Raw genomic sequence first — 23,362 nt, forward strand, 5'->3', positions numbered from 1 at the left:
CATGGCCACCACTGGTACTCCCACCAGCATCACCCAGGGTTCCAAGGCCAAGGGCGGCATCGGCGAGTCGACGCTGCGCCCGGACGGCACCCTCAAGGTCACCGGTGAGTTCGCGTACTCCTCGGACATGTGGCACGAGGACATGCTCTGGGGCCAGACCCTGCGCTCCCCGGTCGCCCACGCCGAGATCCGGTCCATCGACATCTCCGAGGCCCTCGCGATGCCCGGCGTCTACGCCGTGCTGACCTACGACGACCTGCCGGCCGAGATGAAGCACTACGGCCTGGAGATCCAGGACACCCCGGTCCTGGCCCACGGCAAGGTCCGCCACCACGGCGAGCCGGTGGCGCTGGTCGCCGCCGACCACCCGGAGACCGCGCGCCGCGCCGCCGCCAAGATCAAGGTGGACTACGCCGAGCTGCCGGTCATCACCGACGAGGCGTCCGCGACCGCACCCGACGCGATCCTGGTCCACGAGGGCCGCGACGACCACCACATCGGCCATGTGCCGCACCCCAACATCGTGCACCGCCAGCCGATCGTGCGCGGAGACGCCGACGGCGCCGCCCGGCGCGCCGACGTCATCGTCAGGGGCGAGTACACCTTCGGCATGCAGGACCAGGCCTTCCTCGGCCCGGAGTCCGGCCTCGCGGTGCCCTCCGAGGACGGCGGCGTCGAGCTGTACGTGGCCACCCAGTGGCTCCACTCGGACCTGCGGCAGATCGCCCCCGTCCTCGGCCTGCCCGAGGAGAAGGTCCGGATGACGCTCTCCGGCGTCGGCGGCGCCTTCGGCGGTCGCGAGGACATCTCGATGCAGATCCACGCCTGTCTGCTGGCGCTGCGCACCGGCAAGCCGGTCAAGATCGTCTACAACCGGTTCGAGTCCTTCTTCGGCCACGTCCACCGCCACCCGGCGAAGCTCTACTACGAGCACGGCGCCACCAAGGACGGCAAGCTCACGCACATGAAGTGCAAGATCGTCCTGGACGGCGGCGCGTACGCGTCGGCCTCCCCGGCGGTCGTCGGCAACGCCTCCTCGCTGAGCGTCGGCCCGTACGTGATCGACGACGTCGACATCGAGGCCATCGCGCTCTACACCAACAACCCGCCCTGCGGCGCCATGCGCGGCTTCGGCGCGGTCCAGGCCTGCTTCGCGTACGAGGCCCAGATGGACAAGCTGGCGGCGAAGCTCGGCATCGACCCGGTCGAGTTCCGGCAGCTGAACGCCATGGAGCAGGGCACGATCATGCCGACCGGACAGCCGGTCGACTCCCCGGCCCCGGTCGCCGAGCTGCTGCGCCGCGTCAAGGCCCGCCCGCTGCCGCCCGAGCAGCAGTGGGTGACCGCCGGCGAGCAGGCCGACGTCCGCGCGCTGCCCGGCGGCCTGTCCAACACCACGCACGGCGAGGGCGTCGTACGGGGCGTGGGCTACGCGGTCGGCATCAAGAACGTCGGCTTCTCCGAGGGCTTCGACGACTACTCCACCGCCAGGGTGCGCATGGAGGTCGTCGGCGGCGAGCCGGTCGCCACCGTGCACACCGCGATGGCGGAGGTCGGCCAGGGCGGTGTCACCGTCCACGCGCAGATCGCCCGCACCGAGCTCGGCGTCGCCCAGGTGACCATCCACCCGGCCGACACCCAGGTCGGCTCCGCCGGCTCCACCTCGGCCTCGCGCCAGACGTACGTCACCGGCGGCGCGGTCAAGAACACCTGCGAGCACGTCCGCGAGGCCGTCCTGGAGATCGGCCGCCGCAAGTTCGGCTCCTACCACCCGGCCTGGGCGACCGCCGAGCTCCTTCTGGAGGGCGGCAAGGTCGTCACCGACGCCGGCGAGGTCCTCGCGGACCTCGTGGACGTGCTGGAGGACGAGGCGGTGGAGCTGGAGCTGGAGTGGCGCCACCGCCCCACCGAGGCGTTCGACCTGCGTACCGGTCAGGGCCACGGCCACGTCCAGTACTCGTTCGCCGCGCACCGCGCCGTCGTCGAGGTGGACACCGAGCTCGGCCTCGTCAAGGTCGTCGAGCTGGCGGTCGCCCAGGACGTCGGCAAGGCGCTCAACCCGCTGTCCGTCGTCGGCCAGATCCAGGGCGGCACCACCCAGGGCCTGGGCGTGGCGGTCATGGAGGAGATCATCGTCGACCCGAAGACCGCGAAGGTGCGCAACCCCTCCTTCACGGACTACCTCATCCCCACGATCCTCGACACGCCGACGATCCCGGTCGACGTGCTCGAACTCGCCGACGAGCACGCCCCGTACGGGCTGCGCGGCGTCGGCGAGGCCCCGACCCTGTCGTCCACCCCGGCCGTCCTCGCGGCGATCCGGAACGCGACGGGTCTGGAGCTGAACAGGACCCCGGTCCGCCCCGAGCACCTCACGGGCACCGAGTCGTCCTGACCCCCCCCGGACCCTCCGGGCGGTGCGTGCCCGGGAACGTCACACTCCCCGCCGCCCGCACCGCCCGGAGCCCGGAAGTACCGCACCGCTCGCGGTCCTTCACCCGCACCACCAGCAGCAACATCCGCACCAGCCGCACCACCAGCAGCAACACCTGTACCACCGGCATCACCAGGCAGTACCCGGATGACCAGCACCATCCCCGCACTGCGGTACCGGAAGGAACCGGTACCCCCGCAGCCGCGGAAACGTTCGTCTCGGGCCGTCCCCCGGGTCGTGCAGCCCACGCACCATCCCAAATCCCGCAGCTTGTCCGACTGAATCTCAAGTCTTATGCGGGTGCCCCTGTGAACCTTGGGAGTAGGCACCATGACCCAGCAGTCTGTGGAGCCGAAGACCACCGCCGAGGAGGCGGGCCCCGGCTCGCGCGTCCCCGCCGGCAGGTCTTGGCTCGACCGGTACTTTCACATAACGGACAGAGGATCCACGGTCGCGCAGGAGGTGCGCGGCGGCATCACCACCTTCATGGCGATGTGCTACATCCTCCTGCTCAACCCGCTGATCCTCTCGACGCCCGACGTCGACAAGCACACGCTGGGCCATGCGGGCCTGGTGACGGCCACCGCCTTCGCGGCGGCGGCCAGCACGCTGCTGATGGGCTTCATCGGCAAGGTCCCGCTCGCGCTGGCCGCCGGACTGAACGTCTCCGCGGCCCTGACCACCCAGGTGGTCCCCAACATGACCTGGCCGCAGGCCATGGGCATGTGCGTCATGTACGGCGTGGTCATCATGCTGCTGGTCGTCACCGGCCTCCGCGAGATGATCATGAACGCCATCCCGCTGCCGCTCAAGCACGCGATCACCATGGGCATCGGCATGTTCGTCGCCCTGCTCGGCCTGGTGAAGGCCGGATTCGTGGGCAAGGGCCAGGGCGGCCCCGTCACCCTCGGTGCCACGGGTGAGCTGGTCGGCTGGCCGGTCTTCTTCTTCGCGGTGACCCTGCTCCTGATCTTCGCCCTCCAGGCGCGCAACATCCCCGGCGCGATCCTGATCGGCATCGTGACCGGCACGGTCCTCTCGCTCGTGGTCACCAAGGTCGCCGGCCTGAACGACAAGGACTGGGGCGGCCTCGCCCCGGGCCTGGACGGCAGCGCGGTCGCCAAGCCCGACTTCGGACTCTTCGGCGACGTGGAGTTCGGCGGCTGGGACCGGATGGGCGCCATCGGCGTCGGAATGATCGTCTTCACCCTGGTGCTGGCCGGCTTCTTCGACGCGATGGCCACCATCATCGGCGTCGGCCAGGAGGCCGAGCTCGCCGACGACCAGGGCCGGATGCCGGGCCTGTCCAAGGCGCTGTTCATCGACGGGGCGGGCGGCGCGATCGGCGGCGTCTCCGGCGCCTCCGGCCAGACCGTCTTCATCGAGTCCGCGACCGGCGCCGGCGAGGGGGCCCGTACCGGCCTCTCCTCGGTCGTCACCGGCCTCTTCTTCGCGGCCTGCCTCTTCTTCACCCCGCTCACCCAGTTGGTCCCGGCCCAGGTGGCCGCCGCCGCCCTGGTCGTGATCGGCTCGATGATGATGAGCGCGGCGCGGCACGTGGACTGGAACGACCGCTCGGTGTCGATTCCGGTCTTCCTCACCGTGGCCCTGATGCCGTTCACGTACAACATCACCGCCGGTGTCGGCGCCGGTGTCATCTCCTACACCGTCATCAAGGCGGCGCAGGGCAAGTGGCGGGAGATCGGCGGGTTCATGTGGGCCCTGTCCGGCATCTTCCTCGTCTACTTCGCGCTCAGCCCGATCGAGAACTGGCTGGGCGTCAAGTAGGGCCTCGACCGGGGCGTACGACCGGACGCCCTCCACCATCCGCTCGTTAAGGAGACCGAACATGCTGGACATCGCCGAGGAGCTGAACCGGTGGGTCGAGCAGGGCCGTGACTTCGCCGTCGCCACCGTGGTGGCGGTCGGCGGCAGCGCGCCCCGGCTGCCGGGCGCGGCCCTCGCCGTCGACGGCGAGGGCACGGCGATCGGTTCGGTCTCCGGCGGATGCGTGGAGGGCGCGGTCTACGACCTGTGCCGGCAGGCCCTGGCGGACGGTGAACCCGTCCTCGAACGCTTCGGCTACAGCGACGAGGACGCCTTCGCGGTCGGGCTGACCTGCGGCGGGATCATCGACATCCTGGTGACGCCGGTGCCGGCCGACTCCCCGTCGCGGGCGGTGTTCGCCACCGCCCTGGACGCCGCGGCGCGCGACGAGGCCGCGGCGCTGGCACGCGTCACCGACGGCCCGTCCGAACTGGTGGGCCGCCCGCTTCTCGTACGGCCCGACGGTACGTACGAGGGCGCCCTCGGCGGCCACCCCGAGCTGGACCGGGCGGTGGCGGACGAGGCGCGGGCGATGCTGGACGCGGGCCGCACCGGCACCCTCGCCCTGGGCGCCGACGGCCGGCTGTGCGGCCGGCCGATCACGGTCCTGGTCGAGTCGAGCGTCCCGCCCCCGCGCATGATCGTGTTCGGCGCGATCGACTTCGCGTCGGCGCTGGTGCGGGTGGGGAAGTTCCTCGGCTACCGGGTCACGGTGTGCGACGCGCGCCCCGTTTTCGCCACGGCCGTCCGCTTCCCGGACGCGGACGAGATCGTGGTGGAGTGGCCGCACCGCTATCTGGCGGCGACCGAGGTCGACTCCCGTACGGTGCTGTGCGTCCTCACCCACGACGCGAAGTTCGACGTCCCGCTCCTCGAACTGGCGCTGCGGCTGCCGGTGGCGTACGTGGGCGCGATGGGTTCACGCCGTACGCACGAGGACCGCAACGCGCGGCTGCGGGAGGTGGGCGTGACGGAGCTGGAACTCGCCCGGCTGCGCTCGCCGATCGGCCTCGACCTCGGCGCGCGCACCCCGGAGGAGACGGCGCTGTCGATCGCGGCGGAGATCGTGGCGAGCCGGCGCGGGGGGAGCGGGGTGTCGCTGACGGGTGCGCACACCCCGATCCACCACGACGGCCCGGAGGGACGGATACGTTCGGCGGCGTAGCCTTCCCGGCCCCGCCCCTTCCCGGAAGCCCTCCGGCGGACAGCCGGTCCTGACGTGCGGGCCGTGCGGTCAGGCGTCCTCGGGCGGTGTGTCCGACGTCGGTGAATACGGCTTGATGTCGAGCACCGGCGTGCCGTTGACGAGGTCCACCCCGTCGAAGTGGAGGACATTGCCCTTCACCTCGCGGACGCGCACCAGGCTCAGCCCGATGCGGTTGTGCCGGTTGGGCGTCCGGGTGGCGTAGACGCCGGTCGTGCGCCCGCTCTCCTCCCAGCCGCGCGGCACCACCCGCAGCGGTGCGGCCTCCTCGTCGGTCTGGTCGTGCAGCCAGGTCAGCAGCCAGACGTACCAGCCCTCGGCGACACCGTCGAGCCCTGCCGCGTACGGCTCGTAGAGCACCACCTGACCCTGGTCCCCGTACGCCAGGGTCGCCTGCGGCGGCGCCTGCTGGGGGCGGACGTACTCCGTCACGACATAGCCGATCGGCGACAGCGGCACCACCGCGTCGGCATCGAGAGGGGCGGTCGGTTGGGACACCACGTATCTCCTCGCACTCCGGAACCACGACAACCAGACAGAACGACAGCACATGCCGAACGACACTCCGCGCGGGTCCGGCGCGCGATGCCTGAAACGCGCCGGTCGTGCGCGAAGTCGAGAGACAGATGCCTGACAATCAATAACGCTGACAATATAGTGGGCTGCCGGGAGGTACGGCCCGAGTCGTCGGGCCGGTCCGAGGAGGCAGCCCGTGAGACTGAGTCCGCCGTTACCCGAACCGCCGGGCATAGCCGCCGCTGTGCTCTGGCTCCCGTCCCGGCGTCTGGACACCGCGCAGGCGGTCGTGGCCGGGCGGCTCGACCAGGAGACCGCCGACCGGCTCGGCTACCGCGCGCTGTGCGAGAGCCCGGACCGGGCGGCCCCCGAGATGGCCGTGCTCGCGGCACAGAAGGCGCTCGCCGACGCGGGCTGGTCCGGCGACGACCTCGGCCTGGTCGTGCACTCCTGGATCTACCACCAGGGCCATGACTTCTGGTCCGCGCCGCACTATGTGGCGCACGGCATCGGAGCCCGCCACGCGACCCCCCTCGGGGTGCAGCAGACCTCCAACGGCGCCGTGGCCGCCCTGGAGGTGGCCGCCGCCCGCCTCGCGCTCGACCCGTCGGTCAACCGGTGCCTGGTGACCACCGCCGACCGGTTCGTCGAGCCCGGCTTCGACCGCTGGGCCGGCGACATCGACGTGGCGTACGGGGACGCGGCCACCGCCCTGCTCCTGGACCGCGACGCGGGCCCCTACCGGCTGCTCGCCATCGCCTCCGTCAGCGTCCCCGAGTACGAGGTGCTCTACCGGGGCGACGACGCCTTCACCCCCGCCCCGCGCAGCGCCCACCCCACGGTCAGCGCCCGGCGCACCAAACTGACCTTCCGGGCGGGCGGCGGCTGGCCCCGGTTCGTCGCCGTACTGCGCCGCTCCGTGCAGCGCGTGGTGCTCGACGCCATCGCGGACGCCGGGCTCACCCCGGCCGACCCCCGGCTGCGCTATCTCGTCCTGCCCCGCCTCAGCACCGGCGCCCTCGGCCAGTTCTACGTGCCCTCGGCGCGCGAACTGGCCCTGCCCCACACCGAACTCCTCGACCTCGGCCGCGACACCGGGCACCTCGGTGCCGGAGACGTCGTGGCCAATCTCGCCACCCTCCAGGACGACGACCGGCTCGCGCCGGGCGAGGTGGCGCTCTTCCTGAGCGCCGGCAACGGCTTCACCTGGTCCTGTGTCGCGATATCCCACGAATGACCCCGGCCGGTCACACCCGGCGGACGCGGAACGTCTTCTCCGTGCGGGATTCCCGTACGGCTCTTTCGTACAGCTTCCACAGTGAGAGGTGCAGTCGAGTGACGATGCGAAACGAGGCCCTGGTCATCGGCGCGGGTGTGGCCGGACTGACCACGGCGGTATGTCTGGCGGAGCGCGGCTTCACGGTCCGGGTCGTCGCCGAGCGCGCGCCCCGGCAGACCACGTCGGCCGTGGCGGGAGCGATCATCGGGGGTCCGGCCATCGCCGACGAGACCGAGGCGGAGGCCAAGTTCGCGCCGACGGCCATCACCCGCCCCTGGCACCAGGTGAGCCTGGCCGAGTTCGGCGCGCTGGCCAAGCAGCCGGAGAGCGGCGTCCACCTGACCCGTGGCCGCCTGGTGAACCGGCAGGCCGCCGGCGGCCATGAGTGGGCCGCCCATCTGCCCGGCTACACACCGTGCGGCGAGGAGGAGAGCGGCGGGTTCCCGGTGGCGTTCCGGGTCGATCTGCCGACCGTGGACATGCCCGTCTACCTCGACTACCTGGCCTCCCGGGTCACGGCCGCGGGGGGCAGCGTCGAGACGGGCACCGTGGGCTCGCTGGAGGAGGCCGCCGCCCAGGCGCCGCTCGTCGTCAACTGCACGGGCGTGGGGGCGCGCGCCCTGGCCGGCGACCCCAAGGTCTTCCCGGTCCGCGGCCAGCACGTGATCGTGGAGAACCCGGGCATCGACGAGTTCTTCTTCGAGCAGAACCCCGGCCCCGACTCCACCGGCTACTTCCCGCACGGACGCCGTCTGGTGTGCGGCGGGACAGCCGAGCGCGAGGTGTGGAGCATGGAGCCGGACCCGGCCCGGACGGAGGAGATCCTCGCGCGCTGCATCGCCGTGGAGCCCCGGATCGCCGGGGCGCGGATCACCGGGGTCGAGGTCGGTCTGCGGGCGTCACGGCCGCGGACCCGGCTCGAAGTGGAGCCGCTGGGCTCCGCCCGGGTGATCCACAACTACGGTCACGGCGGTATCGCGGTCGGTCTCTCCTGGGGCTGCGCCCAGGACGTCCTGCGGCTGGCGCTCTCCGGCGCCACCGCCGAAGTCGTCTCATGACGGCGGCCCCGGCGGCCGGCCCGGGTCCGCAGACCCTCGGGGCCGGTCCGGCGGTCCTGCTGAAGCGGCTCGACGCCCTCCTGGAGGGCTGGGGGACCGACGCCGGCGCCACGCCGATGATCATGCCACCGCTGATCCCGGTCGCCGACCTCTCCCGACTCGACGTGTACGAGAACTTCCCGCACCAGGCGCTCGTGGTCAGCACCCTGGACCTGACCCGCCATCAACCCGGGTCGGAGCACGAGCGGTTCGCGTCGGACGACCTCGAACCCGCGCTCTTCGGGCTGCCCTCGGCCGCCTGCTTCGCCGTCTACCTCCACCACGAGGGCCGCGCCCTTCCCGACGGCACGGCCGTGACCGTCCTCGGCCGCTGCTTCCGCCGCGAGGAGCACTACGACGGGCTGCGGCGCCTCCTCGGCTTCCATATGCGCGAGATCGTGGCGCTCGGCTCGTACGACTTCACCCAGGAGCATCTGCGCCGGTTCGAGGAGCGCGTCAGCTCCCTCGCCGACGCGCTCGGCCTCACCATGCGCAAGGAGGCCGCGACCGATCCCTTCTACGACCGGGGCGGACAGCGGGCCCTGCTCCAGCGCCTCTCGCCCGTCAAGCACGAGTTCATCGTCGACGACCTGGCGATAGCCTCGCTCAACATCCACCGCAACTTCTTCGGCGAGCGGTGCGGGATCACCCTGGAGAGCACCGGTCGGCCCGTCCACACCAGTTGCGCGGCCTTCGGCCTGGAGCGCTGGCTGTCGGTGCTGTACACGCGGTACGGGAGCTGGGAGGCGGCGACGGAGGCCGTGGAGAAGGCCGCCTCGGCCCTCGGCGGCGCGCCCCGGACCGGCGGGGCCGGGCGGTGAGGGCGCCGGCCGCCGGACTGGCGGAGATCGTCGCCTGGATCGCCCGGCGCCACCCGGAGGCGGACGGGATCGGCCCGGAGGACGATCTGATCGAGAGCCGGCTCATCGACTCGCTGGGCTTTCTGGAGTTCATCGTGCTGATCGAGCGGCTCAGCGGGCGGCCGGTCGACATCGAGCACCTCGACCTGGACGACTTCCGCTCGCTGAGCCGGATCGAGCGGGCGTTCTTCAGTGGGCCGGACCCTCGGCCGTCGGGTCGTAGCTCGGCGGACTGATCAGCGGATACACCTCGAAGTCCAGGTGCAGCCCGGCGGGGCTGCGGTAGAGCAGCTGCATCAGCTGCTCGTGCGACTCCACGTCGTAGATGTTCAGCCCCGCCGAGGCGCCCACCAGGATCCAGCGGTCCTTGATGAGCCCCTTCTCCTGCAGCTCCTGGGTGTAGCGGAAGCCCTCGGCGAGCTTCTGCTGGAACTCCTCGATGCCGATGCCGACCGGGGCCCGTTTGGCTACCACCGCGAACAGCGCCATGGATGCTTCTCCTTCAGTTGAGTGGGTTCGGGGCTTCCTGGTCCACGGGCGGCCCGGAGGGCATCCGCCGGCCCCGGTCGGAGCGTTCGAAGCGGGCCCGGGCGAGGGTGCCGACGACCGACACCGGTACGGTCGCGGCTGCGGCGATGCCGAACAGCAGCCCGAAGTCGCCGCGCCCCGCGAGCGGGCCGACGGCGGCCGTACTGATGGCGGCCCCGGTGAAGACCGAGCAGGCGATGAGCGCGGTGGCGCTGCCGCGCACCTCGGGGGCGGCGGCCTCCAGGATCCACGCCTGGAGCGCGGACTGGCCGACGGCGAGGGCGAGTCCGGCGAGCGCGCTGGCGACGAGGATGCCCGCCACCGACTGGGTGAGCGCGGCGGTGAGGTAGCCGGTGAAGAGCAGTCCGGTGCCCCAGCCGAACATGCCCGCGCCGGTCGCCCGGGTGTCGAGCGCCCTGACGACGACACTGCCGCCGATGGCCGCCACTCCGTACGCGCTGGTCACCAGGCCCGACATCAGGACGCTGCTGCCGTGTTTCTGGAGGGCCGCGTTGAAGAAGTTGAAGAGTCCCATCATCGCCGCGCCCTCGACGAAGGTGAACGGGATGAAGAAGCGGAACCAGCCGTCCCCGAGCACCCGCGCGAACCGCTCCCGCACGCTCGGCCCCTCGACGGCCCGCGCCCGGGGCGCCTCCGGCAGCCGGGTGTAGACCAGGGCGAGCAGCGGTGCGGCCACCGCGGGGATGAGCAGCGGCGAGCGCCAGTCCAGCAGATCGGTGAGCGCGCCCGCGACGACGGTCGCGGAAGCGGCGCCCACCGCGCTGGAGGACATCAGCGCCGCCATCGTGCGCTGGCGGCGCTCCATCGGGATGTGGTCGCCCACGTACGCGACGGTCACCGGGATGAGCGCGGCGGCGAAGCCGCCGGCGACCGCGCGTCCCGCGATCAGCAGCGCCGCGTTGGGTGCGAGGGCCGCCGCCAGGTCCGCGAGTCCGAGCCCGAGGAGCGCGGTGCGCAGCACCCGGACCCGGCCCACCCGGTCCGAGACCGTGCCGTGCACCGGCTGCATGATGCCGACCATGGCCAGGTAGCCGGTGAGCGCGAGGGTGGTGGTGCCCAGGCTGACGTCGAAGTCCTTGGAGACGGGGACCAGGATCGGATTGATGACGACCAGGTCGAAGTCGAGCAGGAAGAACCCGGCGCACAGGACGGCCACGATCCCGCGGTCGCCGAGCGTTCCGCCCGCGGTCCGCCCCGTCGGCGCTGTTCCGGCTTTGTGTGTCCTCACCGGGCTGCCGCCCGCACCGCGACGCAGGACCAGCTGAAGCCGCCGCCCAGGCTGAGCAGCAGCGCCACCTCGCCCTCCGCGAGCCGCTTGTCGGTGTGCAGGGTTGCCAGGTTGGCGGCGGAGTCCCCGGCGCCCAGATGTCCGGTCCCGCCGCCCAGGTTGAGGATCTCCGCGTGGCGCAGGCCCAGGCGTTCGACGGCCGGGTGGAAGAACTCCTCCAGTGGACCGGAGCCGAGCCGGGGGAGGGTGAGGACGCGCACCCGGGGGTCGTCGGGGGCGAGGCCCGCCTCGGTGAGCGCGGTGCCGACCACGTCGAGGACGGCCTCGACGAGCGCCGCCGTGAACCCCGGCTCGGCACCGGAGGCGACGAACGCCCGTTTGGTGCGGCGTACGTCGACCTGGGGCAGGGTGCGCGGCATGGTGCTGAACTCGTCGTCGCCGCGGTGCATCGTCTCGTACTCCGAACGGGCCGCGGTGGCCACCGAGAGCAGCTCGTACGGGCCCTGGGCGCGGTCCAGGAGCAGGGCGGTCCCGGCGTCGCCGTAGACCAGCTCGTAGTCGCCGAGCCAGCGGTCGAAGGCGGGCGGCAGGAAGCGGTCACCGGTGGTGACGGCGGCGCGGGCCACGGAGGGATCGGCGATCATACGGGCGGCGGCGGCTTCGAGTGCGGCGGCTCCGCCGTTGCACATCTGCTGGATGCCCACGGCCGGGGCGGTGGAGGCGCCGATGTGGTGGGCCACGTAGTTGGCGGGCGCCCAGAAGTCATGGCCCTGGTGGTAGGTCCAGGCGTGCGCCACGAAGCCGAGGTCCGCCCCGTCCCACCCGGCGCGGGCCAGTGCGTCGGTGGCGGCGAGGACCGCCATCTCGGGGGCCGCGTGGTCGTGGCTGACGCTCACCTCGCGGTAGCCGAGTCGGGTCGCGGTCTCCTCGTCGACCCGGCCGGCCGCGAGGGCGGCCTCGGTGGTCTCGCGCCGGTCCGGGAGCCAGAGCGTCGCGGCAGCGATCCGCAGCGGCGTGGTCAGGGGCGGGGACAGACGCACGGGGTCCTCCCGGAGAAGAGCCCCGGAGGGCATCGTCAGTGATGCGGATTATCAGCGAGAGTCTTCCCCTCTCCGGGATACCGCGTCAAGGGCCGAAAGGCGCAAGTCGCGCGCCCGCCAAGGCCCTCACACGCCCCCGGCGGGCCCGCTGTGTGCGCAGGGCGAGCGCCGGCGCGCCGCCCGCCTTCGCCGCCCGTCCCTTCTGTCCATGTCCGCCAGGTTATGCCCGAAGCTCCGGTGCGCGGCCGATTGTGCGCGGTCCGGGCGGGCCGCGCCGCCCTTCCCCGTACGCGATCCCGCTCGGTGCGCACGGCGGTCCACCGGCCCGTCACGCCCCGCCACCCGCACGATGTCCACCGGCGGGTGTCCACCTGTGCAACTCCGGGGAATAGAAGCGTCCGGAGGAGGTCCTGTGTTAAACAGAGCGCAACTCGCCCCCGACTGGCGAGAGTTGACCGGAACAGCACGCATTTACCCGTCCGCTGCCCCAGCGGAGTGTCGCTTACACAGAGGTGATGCATGGACGACCTGGCCGGCACCACGAGCACCGACTTCTCCCTGAGCGCCCGGGAGATCGAACAGTTCCACCGGGACGGATACATCGGCCCGTTCGACCTCTACGAGCCCGACGAGATGGAGAAGAACCTCCGCGCCCTGCGCCCCAAGCTGCTCAACACCAAACGGGCGATCTACGGGCAGGAGAAGGCGGTCTCCGGCGTCACCAACCTCGCCAACTACGACCGCCACCTCGACGTCGACTTCCTCGCCGACCACATCACCCGCCCCGAGATCGTCCACCGGGTCGCCGGCCTGCTGGGGCCGGACGTGCTCTGCTGGCGCACCGAGTTCTTCCCCAAGTACCCGGGGGACGAGGGCACCGACTGGCACCAGGCCGACAACTTCTCCAACGTGGCCGGATCCAAGCACCCCCAGATCGTCTGGCCCGAGGACTCCGAGTTCGGCGGCACCATCACCGTCTGGTCGGCGTTCACCGACGCCAGCGTGGAGATGGGCTGCCTCCAGTTCATCCCCGGCTCGCACCGGACCATGAACTACGACGAGTCCAAGGTCATGACGTACGACGCCGACTCCATCGGCAAGCTGGAGAAGGACGGCGTGCGGCGCGGCTTCTTCGGCTACGACTACCGCCAGCTCCAGAAGGACCCGAACTGGAGCCCCGACGAGTCCCGGGCCAAGTCGATGGTGCTCAAGCAGGGCCAGTTCATCATCTTCTGGTCGACCCTGATGCACGCCTCGCATCCGCACGCGGGCCTGACCGACGACATGCGGCTGGGGTACGCGGCCCGCTATCTGCCGACCCAGGTGCGGGTCTACCCGTTCTCGGACGCCCTCGCGGAGTTCGGCGGGGAGGCCAGCCTCGACAAGTTCGGCTGTGTGCTGGTCTCCGGCGAGGACAGGTACGGACACAACCGGTTCGTCGACCAAACCGTCAACGGCACACCCTTCCGGACCGCCCGCTGACCCGGCCCGGCCACTCCTGCTCCGACGTCGCCACATCCCGAGGGGTGTCTGCGCTGGAACGACTCAACGGGACCCGACTCACCGGCACCGACGAGGCCTTCGCCCTCCACCGCCGGATCAACCGGACCGCCACCGACTACCCGCGGGACAGCTCCGTGCCCGCGCTCTTCGCCGCGAGCGCCGCCCGCGACCCCGACGCGCCCGCGGTGGTGCAGGACGAGCGCGCGTACACCTACGCACAGCTCGACCGGCTCTCCAACGGCCTCGCCCACCACCTGCTCGCCCAGGGCTGCACACCGGGCTCGACCGTCGGGGTCTGCCTGACCCGCTCGCCCGAGCTGATCGTGGCGCTGCTCGCCATCCTCAAGTGCGGCGGATCGTATCTGCCGTTCGACGCGGGCTGGCCCGACGAACGGCTGCACGGCCTGTTCGCGGAGGCCGACTGCCGCCGGGTCCTGACGGACCGCCACGAACAGCTGGCCCGGCGGCTCGGCGCCTGCCAAGTCCTGTCGGCGAAACCCTGGTCGGAGGAGCTGCCGACCGCCCCCGCCGTCCACATCGACGGCGACTCGCTCGCGTACGTCAACTTCACCTCCGGCTCCACCGGCCGCCCCAAGGGCGTGGCCATCCGGCACCGCGGCATCGCGCGGCTCGTCCTCGGCGCCCGCTTCGCCCGGCTGGAGGCGGACAGCCGGCTGCTCCAGCTCGCACCGGTCACCTTCGACGCCGCCACCTTCGAGATCTGGGGCGCCCTGCTCAACGGCGGTACGTGCGTGCTCTGTCCGGAAGGCCTGGTGCGGCTCTCCCGGCTCGGCCGGGTCATCGACGACCACCGCGTCACGGTCGTCTTCCTCACCACCGCCCTGTTCAACGCCGTCGTCGACGAGGCACCCACCGCCCTCGACGGGACCGAGACCGTCCTCATGGGCGGCGAACTCCACTCGATCCCGCACGTGGCGGCGGCGCTCGACCGGTACGGACCGGGCCGCCTCGTCCATGTGTACGGACCCACCGAGGCCACCACCTTCGCCACCTACCACCGCGTCGACCGGCTCGTCCCCGACTCGGGACTGCTGCCGATCGGCACCCCGATCCAGAACACCCGGCTCTATGTCATCGACGGCACCACCCTGTGCGAGGCGGGCCGGACCGGCGAGATCTGTCTGGCGGGCGACGGGCTCTCGCCCAGCTACCTCGGCATGCCGGAGCTCACCGCCGAGCGGTTCGTGGACCGGGTGGTCGACGGCGTGAGCGAGCGGCTCTACCGCACCGGCGACCACGGCACCCTGCTCCCCGACGGCTCGCTCGTCTTCCAGGGCCGCGAGGACGACCAGGTCAAGATCAACGGCTTCCGCATCGAGCTGGGCGAGGTCGCCCACCACCTCGACCGGCACCCCGCGGTGCGGCGCAGCCATGTGGCGGTGAGCACCGAACGCGGCGAACGGGCCCTGGTCGCCTTCGTGGTCGCGGACCGGTCCGTCACCCCCACCTCGCTCCGCCACCATCTGCGGGCCCGGCTCCCCGCGTATCTGGTCCCGGCCCGCATCCATCTGTGCGAGGCGCTGCCGCTGACGGCGACCGGCAAGGTCGACGGCCGCGCGCTGCTCGCCGCCCACGACACCCACACCCCACCACCCGCAGCCCCGGCCGCCCAGCCGGTGGCCTCGCGGGACTGACGGACGGAGGAGAAGGCCATGACTTCCCAGGACTCCCAGGCGGCGCCCGGCACGCCGCCCATGACCGCGACCGAGGAGGCGATCGCCGACATCTGGCGCGGTCTCTTCGGCATCACCGACGTGGCCGTCGGCGACGACTTCTTCGAGCTCGGCGGCAACTCGCTCACCGCCATCAAGTTCCTCTCCCGCGTCGAGGAGCGCTTCGCCGTCGACGTGCTGCTGCCCGAGACGCTCTACGAGGACGCCCGGCTGAGCAGTCTGGCCAAGGCCGTCGACGAGGCGATGGCGTAGGCCCGCCGTGCGCCCCCCGCCCCGCGCCGCCGCGCCGCACCGGACCGCGACGGGCGAGCTGTTCGCCCGGTTCGGCGGCGACGCCCCGGTCACCACCCGGCTGTTCTGCTTCCCGTACGCGGGCGGCGGCACCCAGGTCTTCCGTGACTGGCAGACACGGATGCCGCCGGGCGTCGGGGTGACGGGCATCCGGCTGCCCGGGCGCGAACAGCGCTTCCGCGAGCCGCCCTTCGACTCCTGGCCGCAGGCGCTCGACGCGCTGGCCGAGTCCCTGGCCCCCGAGACCGCGCGCGGGCCGTACGCCTTCTTCGGCCACAGCCTGGGCGCCCGCCTCGCCTACGAACTCACCCACCGGCTCACCGCCGACGGCCACCGGCCGCCCGAGCTGCTGGTCGTCTCGGCGTGCCGGGCGCCGGGCGTGCCCGCGCGCACCCCGCCCATGCACACCATGGACGGGCCCACCCTGCACCGGCGGCTGCGCGAGATGAACGGCGTCCCGCCCGAGGTCCTCGCCAGCCGCGCCCTGATGACCCTCCTCGAACCGGTGCTCCGCGCCGATCTCCGCCTCGCCGAGACCTGGCAGCCCTCACCCGGGCGGATCACCGCGCCGGTCCTGGCGCTGTGCGGCGAGGACGACGACATCGACCCGTACGAGTCCATGGTGGCCTGGAAGCACCACACCACCGGGGAGTTCACCATCCGCTCCTTTCCCGCCGGGCACTTCTTCCTGCGCGACGAGGAGGAGGCCGTGCTCGCGACGGTCTGCGCGCGGCTGGCGGCGGGGGGTGCGCGGTGACCGATCCGCTGAGCGGCCCCTCGGCCCATCTGACGCCCGCGCACGAGGAGTTCCGTGCCTCGGTCCGTACCTTCTTCCGCAAGGAGGTCGTGCCGTACGCGGCGGAGTGGGAGCGCCGGCGCGCGATGCCCCGCTCGGCCTGGCACGCCTTCGCCGCCGAAGGACTCCTCGGCCTCAACCACCCCGTGTCCGTGGGCGGCGCCGGACTCGACATCTTCCACTCGGTGGTCTTCCTGGAGGAGCTGGGCCGCACCGGCTTCGGGGGAGTGCGGTTCGCGGTGGCGCTCCACGCCTATATGGGCACGAGCTACCTCGCCACCAACGGCTCGCCCGAGCTCCAGCAGCGCTATCTGCGCCCGGCCGTGGCCGGTGACCTGATCGCGGGCCTCGCCATCACCGAACCCCAGGCGGGCTCGGACCTCGGGCGGCTGGAGGCGACGGCCGTCGAGGACGGCGACCATCTGGTGGTCGACGCCGAGAAGCGTTTCGTCGTCAACGGCGGTTTCGCGGACTTCTTCGTGACGGCGGTACGGACCGGGGAGCCCCGGTCCCGCGCCGGCCAGGGCAATCTGACCCTGCTGGTGGTGGACCGCGCCGCCGAGGGCGTCCACGTCGTGCCCAACGACTCGATCGCCTGGCGTGCCTGCGCCATGGCCGACGTCAGCATGCGCGGGGTACGGGTGCCCAAGGAGAACATGATCGGCCGCCGTAACTCCGGCTTCGTCCAGATCATGAAGAACATGCAGCTGGAGCGGCTCGCGGCGGGGATCTCGGCGGTCGGGGACGCGGCCAACTGCCTGGACCTGACCTGGAGACACCTCAAGAACCGCGCCATGTTCGAGTCCACGCTCAGCGCCAAGCAGGCCGTCCGCCACACCATGGCCGATCTGCTCACCGAGGTGGAGGCGGCCCGCCGGCTCACCCACCACGCGGCCTGGAGCTACGCCCGCGACCCGCTGTCGATCACGGCCTGCTCGATGGCTAAGCTCAAGGCCACCGAAGTGGCCCGGACCGTGGCCGAGGAATGCCGCCATCTGCACGGCTCCGAGGGCTTCCGGGAAGGCGCGCCGATCGTCCAGGCCGCGCATGACGCCCAGGCCGCAACCGTCGCCGCCGGAGCGAGCGAGGTCATGCGCGACATCGTCGTACAGAGCGGATACGAGGAGTTGCCGTGACCACGTCCGAGACGGAGGCGCTGAGCGCGGGTGGTCCACCGAGCCCCGGACCCGGACCCACTCGGGGGCCGGGTCTGGCGTCCGAGCTGGTCAGGGCGGGGACGGTCGGGCTGATCGCCGCGTTCGTGGGCTTCTCCAGCTCGTTCGCGATCGTCCTCGAAGGTCTCACCAGGGTGGGCGCGAGCCGCGCCGAGGCGGCGTCCGGCCTGATGGCGCTCTGCGTCGCGATGGGCGCCTGCGCGATCTTCCTCAGCCTGCGGCTGCGGATGCCGATCAGCGTCGCCTGGTCGACGCCCGGGGCGGCGCTCCTCGCCGGAGCGGCCTCGGTCGACGGCGGATTCGGCGCGGCCGTCGGCGCGTTCCTCGTGGCCGCCGCGCTGATCGTGGTCACCGGGCTGTGGAAGCCGCTCGGCCGCGCGGTGTCGGCCATCCCGAAACCGCTGGCCAACGCCATGCTCGCGGGAATCCTGCTGCCGCTGTGCCTGGCCCCCGCCAAGGCCGTCCAGGAGAAACCGGCGCTGGGGCTGGCGATCGTCGGGGTCTGGGCCGTGGTCGGCACCTTCCGGAAGCTCTACGCGGTCCCGGCGGCGGTCGTCGTCGCGGTGGTCCTGATCACCACGACCACCCATATATCCGCCGCCGACCTCGGCCCCCTGTGGCCCCACCCGGTCCTGGTCACGCCCCACTTCACGGCGTCGGCCCTGATCGGCCTCGCGCTGCCGCTGTACGTGGTGACGATGGCCTCGCAGAACATCCCGGGCATCGCGGTCCTGAACGTCAACGGCTACGAGCCCGAGCCGGGCCCGCTGTTCGGCTGGACCGGTGCCTTCGGCCTGGCCGCGGCTCCCTTCGGCGGCCACGCGGTCAACCTCGCCGCGATCACCGCCGCCCTGTGCGCCGACGAGAACGCCGGGCCCGACCCGCGCAAGCGCTACCGGGCCGCGGCGGTCGGCGGCGGCGCCTACATCCTGCTCGGCCTCGGCGCGGGAGCGGCCGTCGCGTTCGTCGGCGCGGCCCCGCCCACCCTGATCGAGGCGGTGGCGGGCCTGGCGCTGCTGGGCGCGCTCGGCAACTCGCTGGTCGGAGCGGTCACGGACCCCAGCGACCGGGAGGCGGCGGTGGTCACCCTGGTGGTGACGGTGTCGGGCGTGCAGTTCTTCGGGATCAGCGGCGCGTTCTGGGGCCTGCTGGCCGGGGGCGCGCTGTACGCGGCGAAGAGGCGGCTGCCGGCGAAGTGAGGTGCCCGGCGCGGTGAGCCGGGCGGGGTGGGGCCGGGCGGTGTGAGCGCTCAGCCGTCCGGGAAGAGGTGCGCCTCGATCGCCTCGTTGTACTTCTGGAGCGCGAACTCCTGCGTACCGAAACAGTGTTCCTCGTTGGCGCCGCTGGTCAGCCCGATCTGGATCTCCCGGTAGATCTCCAGGTCCTCGTACTGCACCTGATAGGTCAGCTGCCGGTTCTCCTCCCACTGCTCGGCGCTGCCCTCGCCCACCGATCCCTTCGGCACGATGAGGCGCAGTTTGACGAGCGTACGGGTCGGGCCGAGCGGGTGGCTGGTAATCCACAGGAAGTGGTCCGACTGATGCAGCACGGTCTCGTTCGGAAAGATCGTGTGGATCACGTTGGCGACCGACAGCAGACGCCGTTCGGAGCGTTCCGTCTTCGTGATGAAGTTTATCGACCGCTTCGGCAGGATCGAGCGGAGATGAGGTCCGAACGTATCGAAGAAGAACGTGCTGTTCTCGAAGAGCGGGTTGGCGCTCTTCGCATGCAGGAACGGGAAGTGGTAGCCCTCCAGGGTGCCTTCGACCACCAGCTTCCAATTGATCTCCCATTCCTGGCTCTCGGCGCCGTAGATCTCGAACGAGGCCAGGTCGAGATCCGCGATGTCGGGCCGGAAGTCGCCCAGGAACGCGTCGAGGTCGGCGCGTCCCGGATTCTCCTGCGGCATCAGCCACACGAATCCGTACGCCTCGACCGCCGGGAGCGCCACCAGATTGCGTTTCCCCCGCTCGACACCGGGGAAGCAGTGCGGGCTCGGGATCGCGGCGAGGGTGCCGTCCAGATCGTAGCGCCAGGCGTGATATCCGCAGGTGAACTGCTTGCGCAGACCGGACGGCTCCTTTTCCAGACGCGCTCCGCGATGCCGGCAGGCGTTGAGGAACACATGCGCCGCGCCGTCCTGGTCGCGGCTGACGATCAGCGGCCTGCCGAAATGCTCCAGGGTCGCGAAGGTGCCCGGTCCGGGAATCTCCGAGCTGTGCACCAGCATGGACGGCAACTGGGTGAAAATACGGTCGAGTTCCGCCCGGTACCACTGCGGGGAGTGATAGCGGTCTACGCTCACCCGGGTGTCCGAGTCGGTCAGGGGGAGCCGTTTGTCGCGCAGATGCTCCAGGGCACGGTCGAGAATCCTGAGTTCCTCGTCGCGATCCATCCGTCAACTCCCTCCAAGTCCCACGCGCACAACGGTGATCATCGGGATGGGGTTCGGGTGCGCGGCAATTCTATAGGGGTTCCTTTGCGGTGACGAGGGTTGTTCAATGTCAAAAAGAGCGCGGTTGAACGGTGGTTGTGCCCATCCGTGAATCCCCGGTAGAACGGCGGGACAGCGGAACACCCTGCGGCCCGACAGGAGTGCCCCGACGTGCCGACGCATCGTGTACTCGCCCAAGCCGCGGCGCCCCCCACCGGACGGTTCCTCCTCGCCCTCGCCGTCATCCTCGCCGTGGCGTTCGTACTGGCCCGGCTGGCCCGGCGGGTACGCCAGCCCGCGGTGATGGGCGAGATCGTCGGCGGCATCCTGCTGGGCCCCAGCCTTCTCTCCCTCCTCCCCGGCGACCCGCAGACGAAGCTGGTCCCGCCCTCGACGCTGCCCCACCTCCAGCTCCTCTCCCAACTGGGCCTCGTCCTGTTCATGTTCGGCGTCGGCTACCACTTCGACCTCGGGCAGCTGCGCACCCCGACCGCGAAACGGCAGGTGGCGGCGGTCTCGCTGACCTCGGTGGCTCTGCCGTTCGGGCTGGGCGCGGGCCTGGCGTACGGGCTCCACCCCTGGCTCAGCCAGTCCGAGCTGAAGACGGACGGGCGGCTGGGCCCCGCGCTCTTCCTCGGCGCGGCCATGTCCATCACCGCCTTCCCCGTCCTCGCCCGCATTCTGGCCGAACGCGGTCTGTACAAGGACCCGTTGGGCGCCCTCTCACTCGCCTGCGCGGCCGTACAGGACTTCCTCGCCTGGTGCATCCTGGCGGCGGTGGTCGTGGTGGTCCGTGCGAGCGGGCCGTGGCCGCTGGCCCGGATGATCATCGAGTCGGCGCTGCTGCTCGCCGTGCTCGTCCTGCTCGTACGGCCGGGTCTCGCCTGGGTCCTCGACCCGGCCAGACCGTGGGCCGTCGGTCCCGCGCTCACCCACGCGGTCCTCGTCGTCGGCGTCCTGCTGACCGCCGTCGCCACCGAGGAGGCCGGTCTGCACGCCGTCTTCGGCGCGTTCGCCTTCGGCGCCGTCGCTCCGCACCGCCGGATCGACGAGAGCGCCCCCCAGGTCCCCGAGCGGATCGAGCAGACCAGCCTGCTGCTCCTGCCGGTCTTCTTCACCGTCACCGGGATGTCCGTGGACGTCTCCGGCCTCGGCGTCCGGGGCCTGGTCATGACGGCGGCCGTCGTGGTGGTGGCCTGCGCCGGGAAGTTCACCGGCGCCTTCGGCGCGGCCCGTCTGACCGGGGCGACGCCCCGCGAGGCCACGGCACTCGGGGTGCTGTTGAACTGCCGGGGACTGACCGAACTGGTCATCCTCAACGTGGGCCTGGGCCTGGGTGTCATCGACACGCGCCTGTTCACGGCGATGGTGCTGATGGCGGTCGTCACCACGCTGATGACCGGGCCGCTGCTGCACCGGGTCCGGCCGCCGCTGCCCCAGGTCCCCGAGCGCCCGGCGAGGCGGCCCGCCCGGGAGGCGGGCTGAGGAGCGGCCGAGCCGGGAGCCCCGCGGAAGGGACGCCCCCGGAAAGGGGCGCGTCCGGCGCGAGCTTCGATAGGCTCGGCGCCGTAAGCGCTGGGTAAAGGGATATACGGGGGCGAAGAGTGTCGGATCATCAGCATCAGTCGGGCCAAGGCGGGGCGGACGGCCCGGCGGCGGATGCGGCGGTGTTCCAGCCGCTGGCCGAGGACGACCCCCGTTCGGTCGCCGGATATCTCCTCAGCGCCCGGCTCGGCGCCGGCGGCATGGGCAAGGTGTACCTTTCCTACACGCCCGGCGGACGCCCGGTCGCGATCAAGGTGATCCGCCCCGAGTTCGCCGAGGACCCCGACTTCCGCCGCCGGTTCCAGCAGGAGGTGCGGGCCGCGCAGCGGGTCCAGGGCCTCTACACCGCGCCCGTGGTCGACAGCGACACCGACGGGCCGCGCCCGTGGCTGGCCACCGCCTACGTCCAGGGCCCCTCCCTGCACGCCGCCGTCGCCGCCCACGGCGCGATGCCGGTCGGGACCGTGCTGCTGCTGGTGGCCGGGATCGCGGAGGCGCTCCAGGCCATCCACCAGGCGGGCATCGTCCACCGCGACCTCAAGCCGTCCAACGTGCTGCTCGCCGTCGACGGCCCGCGCGTCATCGACTTCGGCATCGCCCGCGCCGCGGACGCCACCGCGCTCACCGGGACCGGTGTCAGCGTCGGCACCCCGTCCTTCATGTCGCCCGAGCAGGCGGCCGGGACGAGCTGCACGGCGGCGACCGACGTCTTCGCGCTCGGCCAGATCGCGGTCTTCGCCGCGACGGGCGCCGCGGCCTTCGGCGACGGGTCCTCCCACGCCGTCCTGTACCGGATCGTGCACGAGGACCCGGACCTGTCGCGCCTGCCGGACGAGCTGCGCGAGATCGTCACCGCCTGCCTAAGCAAGGACCCGGCCCACCGGCCGTCCCCCGCCCAGGTCATCGAGGCGTGCGGCCGAGCGTCCCAGGACCCGGCGCTGCGCCGCCCGGAGGGCTGGCTGCCCTCCTCGTACGCGGCCGACCTCACCCAGGCCGCCGCCCCGACCCCGCCGCCGCAGCCCGCCCACCCGCCGACCCAGGCGGCCCCGGCCGCGCCCCCGGCGTACCCCCCGACGCAGGCCGCCCCGCACACCCCCTACACCCCGCCCGCGCACCCGCCGACCCAGCCCGCCCATCCGCGGCCCGCGCAGCCCCACGTCGTACAACCCCACCCGGTACAGCCGCAGTTCGTCCATCCGCCCGCCCCGGGGACCGTCACGGCCCATCCGTCGGGGGCGGGCCCGACGCCGCCGCCCCGCAAGCGGAACCGTGCCGCGCTGGTGGTCGCGGTAGCGGTCGCCGCCGTGCTCGTCGGCGTCGGCGGCTATCTGGTCAGCCGGCTCGCCGGTGGCGACTCGGACGCCGGCAGTCCCACCCACAAGGCCGGCGACAAGAACAGTGCCCAGCCCGGCAGTTCGACCCCGGGCACCGGCGCCGGCAGCGCGAACAACAAGCCCCCGGCGACACCGAAGGGGACCGTGTACAAGAACATGAGCATCACCCGTGGGTACTCGGTGAACTTCGCCGACGAGCCGCCCCAGCCGCAGAAGATGGACGTGTTCTACGAAGGCGACTTCGGCTACGCGGAGGACATCGTCAACGGGGACGCCCTCGCCACCAACCAGTCCAAGAACACCATGGCCCTGCTGGATTCCGGCGAACCGGGAACCCTGGCCGGCTGCCGCGCCAACACCCGGTACACCACGTCGATCACGCGGGACAAGGTCGGCAAGGGGTCCCGGATCTGTGTGAAGACCGGCTCCGGGCACTACGGCCTGGTCACCGTGCTCGGGTTCGCGCCGAAGGAGTCGGCGAGCCAGTTCGTCGGCGTGGACCTCACGGTGTGGCGCAACGTCACCACCTCCTGAACGGGTCCGCCCGCGGCGGGGC

The 23,362-nt window shown here is 71.9% G+C and carries 20 protein-coding genes; 15 read left to right on the top strand and 5 right to left on the bottom strand.

All coding sequences use genetic code 11. The features are described 5' to 3' along the window. Position 1: 1 nt before the first annotated feature. From pucD to ACZ5ID_RS07430, 3 genes are all read left to right on the top strand, one after another. Complete coding sequence (pucD, locus tag ACZ5ID_RS07420) at positions 2-2,395, top strand: xanthine dehydrogenase subunit D (RefSeq protein ID WP_468894331.1); 2,394 nt, start codon at positions 2-4, stop codon at positions 2,393-2,395. 369 nt (positions 2,396-2,764) lie between these two features. Then, complete coding sequence (locus ACZ5ID_RS07425; protein ID WP_468894333.1) at positions 2,765-4,222, top strand: NCS2 family permease; 1,458 nt, start codon at positions 2,765-2,767, stop codon at positions 4,220-4,222. A 61-nt stretch (positions 4,223-4,283) separates the two neighbouring features. After that, positions 4,284-5,426 carry an XdhC family protein gene (locus ACZ5ID_RS07430; RefSeq protein WP_468894335.1) on the top strand — a complete coding sequence of 381 codons (1,143 nt, stop codon included), beginning with the start codon at positions 4,284-4,286 and terminating at the stop codon, positions 5,424-5,426. A gap of 69 nt (positions 5,427-5,495) precedes the next feature. Here the strand turns inward: ACZ5ID_RS07430 and tsaA are convergent, their stop codons facing one another. Continuing rightward, positions 5,496-5,963 (bottom strand): tRNA (N6-threonylcarbamoyladenosine(37)-N6)-methyltransferase TrmO, encoded by a 468-nt coding sequence (gene tsaA / locus ACZ5ID_RS07435; RefSeq protein WP_468894337.1) that lies wholly within the window; start codon positions 5,961-5,963, stop codon positions 5,496-5,498. Positions 5,964-6,177: 214 nt separating this feature from the next. On the opposite strand from tsaA, the gene ACZ5ID_RS07440 reads away from it, so the two are divergent. The 4 genes from ACZ5ID_RS07440 (at position 6,178) to ACZ5ID_RS07455 (ending at position 9,453) form a co-directional block, all read left to right on the top strand. Continuing rightward, the gene (locus tag ACZ5ID_RS07440; RefSeq protein WP_468894339.1) at positions 6,178-7,218 is read left to right on the top strand and encodes a 3-oxoacyl-[acyl-carrier-protein] synthase III C-terminal domain-containing protein; all 1,041 of its coding nucleotides are present in this window, start codon (positions 6,178-6,180) and stop codon (positions 7,216-7,218) included. Positions 7,219-7,322: 104 nt separating this feature from the next. Further along, positions 7,323-8,318 carry an FAD-dependent oxidoreductase gene (locus ACZ5ID_RS07445; protein ID WP_468895067.1) on the top strand — a complete coding sequence of 332 codons (996 nt, stop codon included), beginning with the start codon at positions 7,323-7,325 and terminating at the stop codon, positions 8,316-8,318. After that, positions 8,315-9,178, top strand: a complete 864-nt coding sequence (locus ACZ5ID_RS07450; RefSeq protein WP_468894342.1) for a class-II aminoacyl-tRNA synthetase family protein — start codon at positions 8,315-8,317, stop codon at positions 9,176-9,178. Before ACZ5ID_RS07445 ends, ACZ5ID_RS07450 begins: the two co-directional genes overlap by 4 nt. Next, positions 9,175-9,453 (top strand): acyl carrier protein, encoded by a 279-nt coding sequence (locus tag ACZ5ID_RS07455; RefSeq protein ID WP_468894343.1) that lies wholly within the window; start codon positions 9,175-9,177, stop codon positions 9,451-9,453. Before ACZ5ID_RS07450 ends, ACZ5ID_RS07455 begins: the two co-directional genes overlap by 4 nt. Here ACZ5ID_RS07455 and ACZ5ID_RS07460 read toward each other — a convergent pair. Genes ACZ5ID_RS07460 through ACZ5ID_RS07470 form a run of 3 tightly spaced genes read right to left on the bottom strand, consistent with a single transcriptional unit; the run spans position 9,407 to position 12,034 of the window. Beyond that, positions 9,407-9,706: a muconolactone Delta-isomerase family protein gene (locus tag ACZ5ID_RS07460; protein WP_468894345.1), complete on the bottom strand. Its 300-nt coding sequence runs from the start codon at positions 9,704-9,706 to the stop codon at positions 9,407-9,409. The two genes, ACZ5ID_RS07455 and ACZ5ID_RS07460, sit on opposite strands and share 47 nt — an antisense overlap. A gap of 13 nt (positions 9,707-9,719) precedes the next feature. Then, positions 9,720-10,994, bottom strand: a complete 1,275-nt coding sequence (locus tag ACZ5ID_RS07465; protein ID WP_468894347.1) for an MFS transporter — start codon at positions 10,992-10,994, stop codon at positions 9,720-9,722. Beyond that, on the bottom strand, positions 10,991-12,034 hold the full coding sequence (locus ACZ5ID_RS07470; RefSeq protein WP_468894349.1) for a 3-oxoacyl-[acyl-carrier-protein] synthase III C-terminal domain-containing protein: 1,044 nt from the start codon (positions 12,032-12,034) through the stop codon (positions 10,991-10,993). The genes ACZ5ID_RS07465 and ACZ5ID_RS07470 overlap by 4 nt, the downstream gene beginning before the upstream one ends. Before the next feature lie 519 nt (positions 12,035-12,553). Here ACZ5ID_RS07470 and ACZ5ID_RS07475 point away from each other — a divergent pair. Genes ACZ5ID_RS07475 through ACZ5ID_RS07500 form a run of 6 tightly spaced genes read left to right on the top strand, consistent with a single transcriptional unit; the run spans position 12,554 to position 18,692 of the window. Beyond that, positions 12,554-13,516, top strand: a complete 963-nt coding sequence (locus ACZ5ID_RS07475) for a chlorinating enzyme (RefSeq protein WP_468894351.1) — start codon at positions 12,554-12,556, stop codon at positions 13,514-13,516. Between the two features lie 44 nt (positions 13,517-13,560). Beyond that, entirely contained in the window at positions 13,561-15,192 is a 1,632-nt protein-coding gene (locus ACZ5ID_RS07480) for an amino acid adenylation domain-containing protein (RefSeq protein WP_468894353.1), read from the top strand. An 18-nt stretch (positions 15,193-15,210) separates the two neighbouring features. Next, on the top strand, positions 15,211-15,483 hold the full coding sequence (locus tag ACZ5ID_RS07485; protein ID WP_468894355.1) for a phosphopantetheine-binding protein: 273 nt from the start codon (positions 15,211-15,213) through the stop codon (positions 15,481-15,483). A gap of 7 nt (positions 15,484-15,490) precedes the next feature. Further along, positions 15,491-16,279 carry a thioesterase II family protein gene (locus ACZ5ID_RS07490; RefSeq protein ID WP_468894357.1) on the top strand — a complete coding sequence of 263 codons (789 nt, stop codon included), beginning with the start codon at positions 15,491-15,493 and terminating at the stop codon, positions 16,277-16,279. Next, positions 16,276-17,454 (top strand): acyl-CoA dehydrogenase family protein, encoded by a 1,179-nt coding sequence (locus ACZ5ID_RS07495; protein ID WP_468894359.1) that lies wholly within the window; start codon positions 16,276-16,278, stop codon positions 17,452-17,454. Before ACZ5ID_RS07490 ends, ACZ5ID_RS07495 begins: the two co-directional genes overlap by 4 nt. Further along, positions 17,451-18,692, top strand: coding sequence for a benzoate/H(+) symporter BenE family transporter (locus ACZ5ID_RS07500; protein ID WP_468894361.1), 1,242 nt, complete (start codon positions 17,451-17,453; stop codon positions 18,690-18,692). Before ACZ5ID_RS07495 ends, ACZ5ID_RS07500 begins: the two co-directional genes overlap by 4 nt. Before the next feature lie 50 nt (positions 18,693-18,742). Here ACZ5ID_RS07500 and ACZ5ID_RS07505 read toward each other — a convergent pair whose 3' ends face one another. Then, on the bottom strand, positions 18,743-19,888 hold the full coding sequence (locus ACZ5ID_RS07505) for an aromatic ring-hydroxylating oxygenase subunit alpha (RefSeq protein ID WP_468894363.1): 1,146 nt from the start codon (positions 19,886-19,888) through the stop codon (positions 18,743-18,745). A 210-nt stretch (positions 19,889-20,098) separates the two neighbouring features. Here ACZ5ID_RS07505 and ACZ5ID_RS07510 point away from each other — a divergent pair, with 210 nt between their 5' ends. Both ACZ5ID_RS07510 and ACZ5ID_RS07515 read left to right on the top strand, forming a co-directional pair. Next, the gene (locus ACZ5ID_RS07510) at positions 20,099-21,412 is read left to right on the top strand and encodes a cation:proton antiporter (protein ID WP_468894365.1); all 1,314 of its coding nucleotides are present in this window, start codon (positions 20,099-20,101) and stop codon (positions 21,410-21,412) included. A 182-nt stretch (positions 21,413-21,594) separates the two neighbouring features. Further along, entirely contained in the window at positions 21,595-23,340 is a 1,746-nt protein-coding gene (locus ACZ5ID_RS07515; RefSeq protein ID WP_468894367.1) for a serine/threonine-protein kinase, read from the top strand. Positions 23,341-23,362 lie beyond the last annotated feature (22 nt).

It is taken from the genome of Streptomyces sp. NPDC031670 (assembly GCF_055580545.1).